We start from the raw sequence: 13,093 nt of genomic DNA, 5'->3' as shown, positions 1-13,093 counted from the left end.
TTTTGTTGGACTAAACAGTCTAGAAATAGTAAAAATAGGACCACAAGAAAGCCTTCATGGCTTAGTGGCAAAATGGTTTTATTTTAGACCAAATGATCTGGAAAAGATAAAAAAGAAATGAAGCACCTCTATCGCTCCATTAATCGTCAAGTGTAGACAGAATGACTGTGGCGATATCATCCAAAACATGGGGATCTGACGACATCTTGGCAGCTTGGGTTATGGCATATCTCGCATGGGTCAAATAACGGGCGAGAGTCATCAAATTGTCATGACGCTCACTCAGTTCATTCTGCTGTCTAGCCCTAACCAATGCCTCATAGAATGCTTTCTCTAAACGAGCGGTGTCTTGCTTGAAGAATTCAGCAATTTCTGTATCGTGCGGCACTTGATCCATTGCACTGAGCATAATAAAGCATTGCTTGCAGCGCAGCTCATCTTGAAGGACGGCTACAGCCTCAAGAAAAATATCAGATATGGCTGTCTTTACTGAACCAGGTCGTTCCAGATAGGAAATGACTGCCGTGGTTTTCTCATTCACATAATGTTTCAGGGCTGCATGAAAGAGATCTCTCTTCGTGCCGTAAGTGTCATAGAGACTCTGTCGAGCTATCCCAAGTCCCTCCAGCAAGTTCGGCAAAGAAGTACCTTCATACCCATAATGTCCGAAAACTTCCATTGCCTTATGCAGGACAAGCGTCGTATCGAACTCTTTGCTCCTAGCCATGTGCGGAATACCTCCTTTCGCCATTTATCTTAATCTTTCCAGACTAAATAGTCAAGAAAAGAAAAATGAACGGAACAGCCGCTATAAAAGGGGCTGTTCCGTTCATTTAACTATATTTAACAACCTTATTTTTACCGCTCGTCTTGGCTTTGTACATCGCTTCATCCGCTTGCTTGATGAGTTCCTCCGCGCTTAGGCCGTTTTTGTATTTGCTGTATCCGATGCTGGCAGTAACGATGGTTTCTTTCTCGATGCGACTGCGTACTCGTTCGGCGAAAGCATCCATTTTGACGCTGGGATCGGTCACCATAACGACCATTTCTTCGCCGCCATAACGGCCGGCAATCCCACAGTCCTCGGCTTCTTCCTTCATGATTTGAGCGACTTGCTTCAATACATCATCACCCATTTGATGGCCTTGCGTATCATTGAGCTTCTTGAAGTTATCAATGTCACTGAACAAGATGTACACAGGCAAATGCCGCTGAACATGCTGGGTAACGCGTGTGTAGAAAAATTTGCGATTAAATAGTCGGGTAAGCCCGTCCGTAATGGATGAATTGTAAATCGCCTGCATAAGCTCAACAACACGGTCAAACAGCAGCATAAACAATAAAAAATAAAAAAGGATCGGCAGCACATTCCCGGCAACAGTAAGAATAGGCTGTGCATTGCCATACATATAAACGTTGACAAGATGATCCGATTGCATGAAAAAGTAAACGGTCAGTGCCGATTGATATTTCATTTGTTGACCAATAAACGGAGGAATCATATAGAAGCAAAGAAAGATCAAGACAAATACGTAAAGCTCGGAGCCGATATCCTGAAGCAGCCTGACCTGCTGAGCTGTCCCGTTATACATTTGAGGCACGCTGAAATGAAGGACAGAAACGACGAACCCCATAATAATCAAGCCGTAGAAGAAGATGTATTGCTTGCGAAACGTTCGATTATATAATTGATAGATTCCTAAATTCAACAGGACGAACGAAATCATTTTGAGCATTAAGAGCGCATAGGCGGTTAAGCTTGTGTCAACAGACGTGAGCGAAAAATAAATCTTAAGCAAGTAGTGGAATCCTACTATGATAAGCGAAATGGTCATTGACATATAGCCTTTTTTGCGACGATCCAGAAATAATCGAAGAGAGATGACGAACATCAGTGCAACGATGATAAATACTATTGCATTCGATAATAATGAGGCTAATTCACCGAATAGCAGATCAACAACTTTCATACTTTCCCCCAAAAATTCCTATTTTTCGACAAGTAGTGACTCTATTATAAAGGAAAAAGAGAAAGAGGGATAGAATCGATTCTGAAAGCTCTAAGGTGTTCTCTTTTATATTCGATCAACACCAGTTACAATAAGAAGGTAAGCTCAAGGATTTGGGAGAGGGGCTCATGCAATGAACATATTGCAAGCATTGTTTTTCCCCCCGGAACAGCCGGGTGGGGTGTCATCCATGGTTCCCTATATATTGGACCGATTTAATAAAAAAGGCTGGGAAATGGAACTATTCTCGCTGCCTAAGCGAATTCGCAACAAGGGTACGGAGGAAGTGGCGTTCAGCACCTTCGATTGGACGAAATACGCCGGCAACCCGATTGTTGATAAATACATTCAGACCTATAAGGATTATGTATGGTGGACGAAGCTTAGAATTTCAAAAAGTTATGACATTATTCATGCTCATCACCCGATAGCAGCACTGGCGATGAAGCAAATTTATCCGAATACCCCCGTCATCCTGACGATCCACTCCAGCTTTGAGAGAGAGCTCATTCTTAATGGCCGCATCCAAGAAAATGGGATCGAGCATCAATTCCTAACCCAAATCTATGGGGAGCTGGAAGCTAAAGCAGATCAGATCATTACGGTTTCAAATTCATTTAAACAGTACATGTCGGAGTATGTACAGGATAGTGAACGCATTGGGGTAATCCCAAATGGATTCGATGAGAAGCGTTTCCGTCCGATTTCACATGAAAATCAAGTTGCGCAGTTCATTACGGTTTGCCGCTTAGTGCCTGCCAAAGGCTTGGATACGCTGCTAATCGCCTGCGGAGAGCTGAAGAAGCGTGGTCATCCCTTCGTTTTGCATATTATCGGGGATGGACCTAGCCGCGAAGAGCTGGAGAAGTTGGCGATTGAACATAATATTTATGAAGACACAATCTTCTATGGCTATATGCTTCATCCGGAAGAGTTCATGCCATTTTTTGATGTATTCGTATTGCCTTCGCGTGCCGAGGCTTTCGGATCTGTTTTTGCGGAAGCAGCGCTTTGCTGGTTAGCGTTGATCGGAACGGATGTAGGCGGAATCGCGGAGCAAATTGAGCACGGGCATAACGGATTGCTGGTACCGGTTGGAGATGCGATGGCGCTCAGTCATGCACTGGAGAAGGTCATTATTGATCCGACTTTCCGGTACAATTTGGCCAGAACGGCTTGGGAGAAGGCGAAGAAAACCTACTCGCTGAACCGAGTGCTTCGTCAACTGAAAAGTGTGTACGAGAGCTATCCTGTCATTAGCCGAGCAAGTGAGAACGAAGACGACAAAAGCTGAAATAGAAAGGCGTTAGAGACATGAAACGACTGCGGTTTATGCATGCCGCCGACCTGCATCTGGACAGTCCGTTCAAAGGCATGTCGGCGCTGCCTGAACGGGTTCGTGAGCGAATTCGGGAATCAACGTTCGAATCGCTCAAAGAACTCGTGGGTTTAGCGATCCAAGAGCAGGTAGATTTTGTACTCATTAGTGGAGATGTTTACGATTTATCGGACCGTTCTCTGCGTGCGCAGATTCGCTTTCAGAAAGCGTTGGAGCAATTAGCCGGGCAGGGAATTCCGACTTACATTATTCATGGTAATCATGACCCGGAGGATGGACGCGCCGCGAAGCTGGTTTGGCCGGCAGGCGTCCATTTTTTTGCGTGCGATAAGGTCGAGACGATGACCGTGGAGAAAGCTGATCGTGGAATAATCGCCCAGATTCATGGCATTTCGTATCGCACAGCAGCTGTTACCGACAATTTAGCCTTATATTTTAAGGCAGGTCAAGCGGATGCTTGTCAAATTGCTCTTTTACATACGAACGTAGATGGAGATCCTGGTCATGATAATTATGCTCCATGCAGCAAACAAGATTTGCTGGCCGCAGGGATGCATTACTGGGCATTAGGTCATGTTCATACAAGGAATGTGCTGCATGAGCAGCCAGCTATCGTGTATCCCGGCAATCTGCAAGGACGCAGCATTCGGGAAACAGGACCACGCGGCTGCTATATCGTGGAGATGTCTGAGGATGGACGAGCGGAACTAGCCTTCCATGCGCTTGATCGCGTGCGCTGGTTTCAGGAACGGCTGTCTATTGCGGGAATTCAGACGGAGCAGGAATTGAAGGACCAGCTTGGGGAGCGGCTTGAGCGGGTACGCTCTGAAGCGGACGGTAGAGACGCCGTCGTCCGTCTCGTTCTGGAGGGCCGCGGCGCGAGTCACGGCCTGCTGCGCAAAGGGCGTGCGCTTCAGGAGTTGACCGCCGAGCTGCGCTTGGACGAAGAAGAGCGAAGCCGCTTCGTCTGGGTGGAATCGATCGAGGATCGAACGGCAAGTGAGCTCGATCTGGAAGCGATGCTGCAGGAGAAGAGCTTTCTGGGCGACCTCCTGCGATACTCGGCAGCGCTGAGAGCGGATAGCGCGGCGTTGGAGGGTTTTGCACGCGAAGCACTGTCCGCGCTGCAAAGCTTGCCGCAGGCTGCCGGAGACCCGGCGGCAGCGGAGCCTGAACGGCTGCGCGAGTGGCTGCGCGCTGCGGAAGAGCTTGCCGCGGACCTCCTGTCCGCGGAAGGGGGGTGGCCTGGATGAGGATCGTATCCATCCAGGTGGATGGTTTCGGCAGCTTGCGGCAGCAGCAGCTGGACACAGACAGCCCGCTCGCGCTGTTCTACGGCGCGAACGAAGCGGGCAAGAGCACGCTCATGGGCTTCGTGCGTGCGGTGCTGTTCGGCTTTCCGACGCGGCAGAACCGCGCGGAACGCTACGAGCCGCTGGGCGGCGGCGCCCATGGCGGCGCCTTGACCCTGCTCGACGCGCAGGGCCAGCTCATTCGCGTCGAACGCTACGACGCGTCCGCCGCAGGCGGCAAACGAGCCTCTGCGGGGCTCGTCAAGGTCACCCTCGGTGATGGCACCACCGGGGGGGAGGAGCTGCTGAACACGCTGCTGGGCGGCCTATCGGCCGACCTCTTCCGCAGCTTGTTCGCTTTTGGTTTAACCGAGCTGCAGGAGCTGCGCACCCTGCAGACGGACGAGCTCAGCGGCTATCTGTATAGCGCTGGGCTTGGGGTAAGCGGCTCGGCCATTATGGAGGCCGAGCGCAAGCTGACGGCGCAGGCCGATGGCCTCTACAGACCCCGAGGGCGCAATCAGGAGATGAACCGTCTCCTGAAGGAGCTTGAGGGTCTGGAGCAGTCGCTGCGCCGCAGCCGGGATCAGGCAGCCGATTATGATCGGCTGCAGGCGGAGCGCCGCTCCGCGGAGGCGCGCATTGCTGCGCTGGAGCAGCAGCAGGAGACGCTGCGCGCGGAGCAGCAGAAGCTCAGCCTGGCCGGCAAGGCGCGCAGCGGATGGCTCCGCTTGCGCCAGATCGGCCGGGAGCTTACGGCGCTGCCCGCGCTGGCCAGCTTCCCCGAGCATGCCTCGGCGAGGCTGGACGCGCTCGAGGCGGAGCTGGAGCGCGTGCATGCGGACCGCGCCCGGCTCCGCCTGCGGCAGCAAAGCTTGGAGAGCCAGCTAAGCGCCATCCAGATTCAGCCAAGCCTGCTTGAGCATCAAGTGGAGCTGAATCACGCACTGGAGCAAACAGCGGGGTACGAAGATCAGAAGCGCAGCCAGGATCAATTGCGCGTGGAGCTGGAACATCAGCAAGCGCAAATCGACAGGCTGCTTAAGCAAATAGATGCGCAGGGGGAAGAAACCGACTTCGATTTGGCATCTTTCGCGGTATCGATCTCCCTGCGCGAGCAAATTCGTTCGTACAAAGAACGATTTCAGAAGTACCGAGCGGATGATCTGCGTGTCAGGACAGAACTGGAAAGTCAGGAACAGCAGCTTGCACGTACGCAAGATTTGATTGGGAGCATAGAGTCAGATTTGCGCTCAGCTCCCTCTCGTTTTGGCGGAGCTGACCCCATGGCTGTGCTGCAGCAGATGTCTAGAGATTATGCCAAGTGGCAATGGCTTGTACGAGATGTGGAGCATCGGAGAGAGCGTGAATCCGTGCAGAATCAATTCCGGCTGAGCCTTGAGGAAGCCGCGAAAGCTGGGAAAACGAGTGCGCGAAAGCTTCGCCAGCGCATCCTGATTTTGACTGCTGTAGTGGCCGTGCTTGTGCCTGCCTTGTTGGTATGGCAAGGAAATTTGTTGTTTGCAGTTTGCGTTTTTCTTGTTTTTGCTGGTGCAGCTTGTTATCTCCTCCTGTCCGAGCGTCAGACGGAGAATCGTTCGTCCCGAACGATGGCAGGCACTCCTGCGCGAGATGAAAGCCAGAACGAAACAGATCGTGAGCTTCATGAATTGGAGCTTCGACTGCAAGAGCAAGTTCGAGACTTCCTTCAGCGGCAGCCTGGCTTTCAAGAAGCAGCGGCCGCATCATCCGGACATTTGGGGCAAAGGACTGATCGTTCCTCCGTTGTGGATCTCGCGCTTTTGCAGCCTCAATTAGATGCTTGGGTGAGAGAAGCAGAGCAGAGCAAACACCACTACAGCGAACAGCTTCGCAAGATGGAAAAGCTGCAGGATATGAGAGAAAGCAAACAAGCCGTAGAACAGCAAGCAGAGCAGCGCAAAGCGGCTCTTGCACATATAGAATCAGAAGCCTCTGAGCTGCGCAAGGAGTGGAGTCAACTGCTCCTTTCACTTGGCTTAAGCCGAAGCTTGTCCCCTGACGCAGCGATAGAGAGCGTTCAGACGATTGAGCAAGGGCAAGAGAGTCTACGTCAGCTTCATAAAATGACCTCTAAATTCGAGGCATTAACTGCAAATCTGGAGCAATACGAGACGCAGGTTGCGTTAAGGCTCCAGCTGCCAGCGACGGCAAGGAAGGACTTTGTTTTTGCGCTCAAACGTTGGAAAGAACAGGAGCAGGAGCAGTTGAAGCTGCTCACTGATCTTAAACAGTTCGAACAGCTTATTCTAGAAATCGAAGAAGAGCTGCTTCTAATCCAATCGAATGAGCAGCGTATTCAGGATCGGCTGGCCCATCTTTTGCAGGAAGCTTCGGCACTGGATGGGGAAGAGCTGCGTCTGCATCAAAGGCAGCAGGAAGAACGCAAAAAGCTGACAGAAGAGCAGCAACTGCTGGTTTCCTCCCTGGAGTCGCTGCTTGGTGCGTCATTGCTGGAGAGTTACACACAGCTTCTTGAGATGACTGGCGAAGAAGAAATGGTTGAGCATATACAATCACTTCAGAATCAGCTAGCCGACACCCTGCAGCAAACGAACGAATTGCGCGAAGTTATGGGGAAGCTGGCTGGTCAAATCGAGAAGCTGGAGCAAGGCTCCGAGCAGGCGGATAAGCTGCTGCAAGCTGAGGATTACCGAGCCACGCTAAGGCAGCAGGTGGATCAATATGCGGTTGCTGTGTTTGCTTCCCAACTGATGAAGAAAGCTCGCGAGGTGTACGAGCAAGAACGCCAACCTGGCGTACTGCTAAGGGCATCGGATTATTTTGCGCAAATGACGAATGGCGCTTTTGCCCATGTCAAAGCTCCCTTTGGGGAACAACGTCTAGTTGCGATCCGAGCGAACGGGCAATCGGTGGAAACGAATCAGCTTAGTCGGGGAACAGCGGAGCAATTATACTTATCTATGCGTTTTGCACTGGTAGAGGAATATGCAGGCAAAGCCGTATTACCGCTGGTGATGGACGACATCCTGGTGAACTTCGACGAGGTGCGGATGGAGAGCTGCTTGCGGGTTCTGGCAGATTTAAGCCGCAGACATCAAGTCTTGTTGTTTACCTGCCATGGTCATGTGCGTGAAGCGGCAGCCCGATTGATCCCTGAGCATCGATTCATCAATCTTTCATGAAAGCTGGAGGCAGCATCCAAATGGAATCAGATAGCGATAAGAAGAAAGAACATCGGGAAATCACGTATCAGGTAGGTTGGAAAAAAGGGAAAATTGCTTGGAATGAAGGGGCAGCCGATGCTTTGTCCGTCAAAGACAATCATGCTGCAGTTAGCAGCCACAATGCCGAAGACAAGCATTTGCAGCTGATTTGGAAGCCGGCGCTTAGCTTGCCAGAATGGCTGTTGTTTCCCATCTTATTCGTGCTTCCGATACTCTGCTTTAGCTTCACGCTAATTCTCATGTATGGGCTGCGCAATGGCTAGCAGCAGGGAGACGAGTATGAAAAGGGGGATAGTTAGATGAATTTACTACTCGCCATTATTGGCGGATTTTTTGGCCTTTTTGTAACGGGTGTTGCCGTGTATACCGCTTGGCTGGTTTATCATCAATGGCAGCAGCAAGCGGCCTCGCCGAGAGCCGTAAGCCAAGTGGAAATTGCTGTGAAGTATTTTTCCAGATGGACGTTGATGGATTATACGATTGTTGGTTTGTTTATTGTTGGACTGCTGCTTCTGCTAGCAGAGCTTTTCGCTATTTTACGTGATCCGACGGCGATTTCGACGTTTCATTTTTCATATTTGCTGACAGGCATTATTCTTTCTGCGATGGGGATGCTTTTGTTGATTGGCCGTTTGGTCATCGTGCTGGGTTTCAAACAGGCAGGCGCCTTACATCGCCCGATGACGGTTGCGCCAAATCATGAGGACGAGCCAAATGATGCTAATTAAGCCAAAGATCGGGTAAAGGGCGGAAAGCAGTGTTTTGAACCCAATTTGACTGACGAAATAGCTTAAAGCAAGGATGCTGAGAAGCAAGATCTTAGGCTTTAGCTTTATACGCTGCTGAAGCTGTAAAGACAAGCCGTAGGCATCAGCTATAAATGTTGTGAAAATTTCCCCGTAAATCACGAGCAAATAAGCAATTTGCGGAACAGCGCCCAGTCGATTAATGATATTTCCCATCGGGATTTCATATTGGGCAATACCTGGCATTTGAGCGGATAACGCATAGTGTGCGGATAAAAGCAGGAGTCCAATCCCTACTCCGCCAAGCAGTCCTCCCCAGTAAAGAGCGGAGCGCTTTTGGATGGAGGAGCCCATTGGGACTAGTACGGCTTGGGCCATTGCCAAGTTAAAGGCTGTGTATAGAAACGGTGCGAACCATATTTGTCCTATGGGTTCATCGCTTGTGATCTGCAGCCAGTTGTCTGAAGCCGGAGAATGCCACGTATAGATGACAATCACGATGCTGAACGTAAGCATAATGGGGACGACAATCGAATTCACGGTCATAATGGCCCCTATGCCACGGGCTAAGACTAGGTAAGCCAAGACTAACGTTACAAGCAGTCCGGTCTGATAGGATAGATGCAGTTGTTCCTCAAACAACGTACCGCCGCCAGCAAGCATAACCGTTGTAATGCCGAAAAGGACAAGCATCGTAAACAAGCTGATCCAGTTGCCGATTCTATCGCCAAACAAAACCCGGTTCAAATCTTCATATGAGGCTGCCTTCAAATCATGAGCCATCAGCATGAGCTTAATGCCGATCCATATGAAGAGCATGGTGGATAAGGCAATTGTCAGTGTAGCGAGCCAGCCATAGCGTGTAAAAAACTGCAAAATCTCTTGTCCTGAAGCGAATCCGGCTCCCACTACGGTTCCGATATAGGTAAAGGCAACTCGGACGATCTGTGTTCCTGTTCGCATTTATTGCCCCGCTTTCTTTGGTTTGGTATAGTACAAGGTATGTTCGGGAAGACAAGCGCATGACTGGAACTTGGGGCAAGCCTTTATTTTTGGTAAAATAAAACAGAACAGGACGGCATCGTTCGGAGGTGTGTCTTTTGTGAAAGAAGCTCTTTATGATTTGATTGGTCATTATGGCTATATTGCGCTCTATGTTTTGTTGTCGGCAGGGATTATCGGGGTACCGGTGCCAGATGAAACTTTGATGGCTTTTGTTGGTTCATTGACGGCACCGGGGGGGCCTTTTGATTATGGAACAACACTCATTGTTATATATGCCGGAACGATGACAGGCATGGTGGTCAGCTATCTCATCGGTCATCGTGTGGGGAAACCGTTTCTGTATCGTTATGGGAAGTGGGTCAAATTAACCCCAAAGCGGCTTGAGCAAGCTGAGGGCTGGTTTCATAAATACGGGCTTTGGACCGTCTTTTTTGGGTACTTTGTGCCGGGAGTACGGCACTTCACTTGTTATCTATCCGGCGTAAGCGGAGTCAAGTTCTATAAGTACATGCTCTATGCAGGCACAGGCGCATTGCTATGGTGTACAACCTTCTTGACGCTAGGCCACTACATTGGAAGTAATCTGGATGGCTTGTTCTATATGATTCACAAATATATGGGAGTAACGCTGTTCGTCTTGGCGATCGTCGCCGTCGTTGCGCTGGCGCTGTACTTCCGTTTCCGGAAACGGAGAGCTGTTTGATGTAAAAAAGAGCATGACAGTTTTCTTGATGAAAACTGTCATGCTCTTTTTTGCTTGGATGATTGTTGCTCCACGCAATAAGGTTGGCTCAAGGGGAAAAGCAGCAGCACCCGGGCAAAGGGGGGAGCTGAAACGGCCAAAAAGGCAGTCTCTGCGCCGCGAAATCAGCAACTGAAACCGCCAAAAAGGCCGTCTCGGCGCCGCCCAAGCAGCCAACCCTTCTTGAGCCTGCCAAAAAGGCAGTCTCAAGTGTAAAAACACCAGCTGCCCCACAAAAAAGCAGCTGAAACCGCCAAAAAGGCCGTCTCTGCGCCGCGAAATCAGCCTCTCCTCAGCCATCCCCAAGCCCACTCCAGCCCAAGCCAAGCAGTAAAAAACGCAAAACAACCCAGCCCAGGGCTAGGTTGTTTCCATCTTTTAAAACTAATGATCCGCAAAAAGCTTAATCGATTGGATCGTGTTCTCATTCGGATCAATATCCAGCTTGAGTAAAGTTCCCTGTGACTTGTAGGAGAGCACGTACTTGGAGTTGGAATCCGGCTTGCCCAGGATGTCTATCGCATCTTGGACTTTCTGGCCGAGGTGCAAGCCGCTCAGGCCTGGATCAATTTCAGTGGAATGAACATCCACGAATTCAAGCGCATCCTTCTTGTTGAAACCTACGGAAAAGTCGATGAAGTCGTAGACTTGGATCGGATCCTCTTCTTCATCCATCACGAATTGTTTCTTCGCTTTCCCAAAACGATCCAGTACGGCATTTTTGCTCGTTCCCAGCTTCAAACCCATAAGTGTTGGTTTTTCCTGTTGATACGCATCTTCTGCTTTCACCTTCGGTTTGGTCGTCGGCTTGACTGAGGCAGGAGGTTGCGGCAATTCGGTGAAGTCGTTCTTGGACGACCCTGCAACTTGTGCTTCATGCTTCGCGCTGTCTTCTGGGGTTGGCGCCACAGTCGGTGATACGACGACGAGGGCAGGTGGTGTGCTGACCGGCGGCGGGTTTTGTTGTTGAAATTGCGTAACCGGATCTATGGTAGGCTTTACGGAAGGAGCAGATGACTCTTGACACCCTGTAACCAGCAATGAAGCAATTGCAACTGGCACGCAGCCAAGAACGATAGGTCTAATAAGGTTGTTCATCATCATCTTCCTTTCTGCCGAATCTTTGTCATTCAAATACAACATTACTAATCATACTGCTTTCTGGTTGTTAATCTCAATGCATCTCGATGCCTAAATGTGAGCAATTCTAGAACGAATTTCATGATTGCTGAACCCTATACTAATATAGACACCCTTAGGAGCGTAAAAGTTTCACTTCGAATGTGTGTTATTCATAAATTGGGACTTGAAACCTACTTCATCAATATGGTAACTTACTCATAATAGACAGGATGAGGGGGCAGTTATCATGGAATTGTTAAAACAGCGAATTCTAGAGGTCGGTGTCGTTGTATCGGATCAAGTACTTAAGCTGGATGCTATTCTTAATCATCAAGTAGATCCTGTGCTCATCATGGAGATGGGGAAAGAATTTGCTAGATTGTTTAGAGAAACAAAGCCGGACAAGGTATTAACGGTTGAATCTTCGGGCATTCCGATTGCATACACAACAGCCTTACAATTAGAAGTACCCATGATTTTTGCACGCCGCAAAAAAACATTGACCATGGATCAGGATACGTATAGTGAACGTGTGCCTTCTTTTACAAAGGGGATTGTCACGGATATTATGGTTTCCTCCCATTTGCTCCACAAAGGAGAGCGGGTTTTGTTAATTGACGATTTTATTGCAAATGGGGATGCAGCCCGCGGCTTAATTCGTATTATTGAGAAGGCCGAAGCCGAGCTTGTAGGCGTAGGCATCGCGGTGGAGAAGTCCTTCCAAGCCGGGGGAAACTCAATTCGTGAACGCGGAATTCGGGTGGAATCGTTAGCTCGTATTGCTTCCTTAGCGAATGGACAGATCACTTTTAACTGATTTTACATCTAGACTTTGACTTCCCTGAAAACGATTTATCCTATATAATGAAAATTAGGTAGGAGAGGAGGCTGACATCTATGGGTATCGAAAATGGTTCCATTGAATATTTCATGACAAAGCTTGGGGAAGCCAAAACACATTTTGAACGTGCGCTTGACTGTAAGCATACAGAGTTTGATGACCTGTATCCGTATATGATCGAACACCCTCAATTTTTCTGGTATAAACGCTATGTTGCTTGGTCTGAGTTGTTAACGATCGTGAAACTCTGCACAGAGCTCACAATAGAATGGGAACAACAATTTTCCGCGGCACAAGTGGAATATATTCAGAAACGCGTAATGTCTAGCAAAGTCCTTGATTTCTGGTTTGAGACGAATGATTCGAAGGAACATGTTAGCTAATTCTTCCCCATATACAAAAGAGACCAATGAATCCATTCGGATGCGTTGGTCTCTTTTTTGGATTCCGATTCAAACTCCATTTTCTAAAACATTCATACTTTCTATATGACGTTTGGTTTGCTCGGAACCAAGTTGGTGTATGGCTCTGTACACTTCTGTTAAGTAATAGTCATACTCCTGATTCACTTCATTGGAATAATATACTTTCCAAGGCAGCCAAGAGGTGGCGTAGCTTCCTTGAGAAGAGTTATCGGTTTCCTCGAAGAGCTCTTGCAATTTATCAAGCTCCTCTTCTGTTGCGGATATTTCAAATTCATAGTTCAACGCTGCTTTATCTTCCAGAACTTCGCCCGTGCCTACGTTGATGTAATATGTTTTTTTGTCCAC

The 13,093-nt window shown here is 49.0% G+C and carries 13 protein-coding genes; 8 read left to right on the top strand and 5 right to left on the bottom strand.

Annotation, left to right across the window (positions count from 1 at the left end; translation table 11 throughout):
• Window positions 1-139: 139 nt before the first annotated feature.
• Together BC351_RS15830 and BC351_RS15825 are read right to left on the bottom strand one after the other, a co-directional pair.
• On the bottom strand, window positions 140-727 hold the full coding sequence (locus tag BC351_RS15830; protein ID WP_079413715.1) for a TetR/AcrR family transcriptional regulator: 588 nt from the start codon (window positions 725-727) through the stop codon (window positions 140-142).
• A 106-nt stretch (window positions 728-833) separates the two neighbouring features.
• Window positions 834-1,970 carry a GGDEF domain-containing protein gene (locus BC351_RS15825; protein ID WP_079413714.1) on the bottom strand — a complete coding sequence of 379 codons (1,137 nt, stop codon included), beginning with the start codon at window positions 1,968-1,970 and terminating at the stop codon, window positions 834-836.
• A gap of 172 nt (window positions 1,971-2,142) precedes the next feature.
• On the opposite strand from BC351_RS15825, the gene BC351_RS15820 reads away from it, so the two are divergent.
• The 5 genes from BC351_RS15820 to BC351_RS15800 are packed head-to-tail and all read left to right on the top strand — an operon-like array spanning window position 2,143 to window position 8,595.
• Window positions 2,143-3,303 (top strand): glycosyltransferase family 4 protein, encoded by a 1,161-nt coding sequence (locus BC351_RS15820; RefSeq protein ID WP_079413713.1) that lies wholly within the window; start codon window positions 2,143-2,145, stop codon window positions 3,301-3,303.
• A gap of 20 nt (window positions 3,304-3,323) precedes the next feature.
• Window positions 3,324-4,601: a metallophosphoesterase family protein gene (locus tag BC351_RS15815; RefSeq protein ID WP_079413712.1), complete on the top strand. Its 1,278-nt coding sequence runs from the start codon at window positions 3,324-3,326 to the stop codon at window positions 4,599-4,601.
• The gene (locus tag BC351_RS15810; protein WP_079413711.1) at window positions 4,598-7,825 is read left to right on the top strand and encodes an AAA family ATPase; all 3,228 of its coding nucleotides are present in this window, start codon (window positions 4,598-4,600) and stop codon (window positions 7,823-7,825) included. The genes BC351_RS15815 and BC351_RS15810 overlap by 4 nt, the downstream gene beginning before the upstream one ends.
• A gap of 20 nt (window positions 7,826-7,845) precedes the next feature.
• Complete coding sequence (locus BC351_RS15805) at window positions 7,846-8,130, top strand: hypothetical protein (protein ID WP_079413709.1); 285 nt, start codon at window positions 7,846-7,848, stop codon at window positions 8,128-8,130.
• A 36-nt stretch (window positions 8,131-8,166) separates the two neighbouring features.
• On the top strand, window positions 8,167-8,595 hold the full coding sequence (locus tag BC351_RS15800; RefSeq protein ID WP_079413707.1) for a hypothetical protein: 429 nt from the start codon (window positions 8,167-8,169) through the stop codon (window positions 8,593-8,595).
• Here the strand turns inward: BC351_RS15800 and BC351_RS15795 are convergent.
• Window positions 8,536-9,576, bottom strand: coding sequence for a YkvI family membrane protein (locus BC351_RS15795; protein ID WP_079413705.1), 1,041 nt, complete (start codon window positions 9,574-9,576; stop codon window positions 8,536-8,538). The two genes, BC351_RS15800 and BC351_RS15795, sit on opposite strands and share 60 nt — an antisense overlap.
• A gap of 139 nt (window positions 9,577-9,715) precedes the next feature.
• On the opposite strand from BC351_RS15795, the gene BC351_RS15790 reads away from it, so the two are divergent.
• Window positions 9,716-10,321, top strand: a complete 606-nt coding sequence (locus BC351_RS15790; protein WP_079413703.1) for a DedA family protein — start codon at window positions 9,716-9,718, stop codon at window positions 10,319-10,321.
• A gap of 423 nt (window positions 10,322-10,744) precedes the next feature.
• On the opposite strand, the gene BC351_RS15785 is transcribed toward BC351_RS15790, so the two are convergent.
• Window positions 10,745-11,464, bottom strand: a complete 720-nt coding sequence (locus tag BC351_RS15785; RefSeq protein ID WP_144028418.1) for a DUF4309 domain-containing protein — start codon at window positions 11,462-11,464, stop codon at window positions 10,745-10,747.
• A 265-nt stretch (window positions 11,465-11,729) separates the two neighbouring features.
• Here BC351_RS15785 and BC351_RS15780 point away from each other — a divergent pair, with 265 nt between their 5' ends.
• Both BC351_RS15780 and BC351_RS15775 read left to right on the top strand, forming a co-directional pair.
• Window positions 11,730-12,299, top strand: coding sequence for a xanthine phosphoribosyltransferase (locus tag BC351_RS15780; RefSeq protein ID WP_079413699.1), 570 nt, complete (start codon window positions 11,730-11,732; stop codon window positions 12,297-12,299).
• 80 nt (window positions 12,300-12,379) lie between these two features.
• Window positions 12,380-12,706 (top strand): hypothetical protein, encoded by a 327-nt coding sequence (locus BC351_RS15775; protein ID WP_079413697.1) that lies wholly within the window; start codon window positions 12,380-12,382, stop codon window positions 12,704-12,706.
• 69 nt (window positions 12,707-12,775) lie between these two features.
• Here BC351_RS15775 and BC351_RS15770 read toward each other — a convergent pair whose 3' ends face one another.
• Window positions 12,776-13,093 carry a hypothetical protein gene (locus tag BC351_RS15770; RefSeq protein WP_079413695.1) on the bottom strand — a complete coding sequence of 106 codons (318 nt, stop codon included), beginning with the start codon at window positions 13,091-13,093 and terminating at the stop codon, window positions 12,776-12,778.

Origin of the sequence: Paenibacillus ferrarius, assembly GCF_002027705.1 — a bacterium.
GTDB classification, from domain to species: domain Bacteria; phylum Bacillota; class Bacilli; order Paenibacillales; family NBRC-103111; genus Paenibacillus_E; species Paenibacillus_E ferrarius.
Note: the sequence above shows the minus strand (reverse complement) of the source record. Positions and strands in the feature narration are given on the sequence as shown.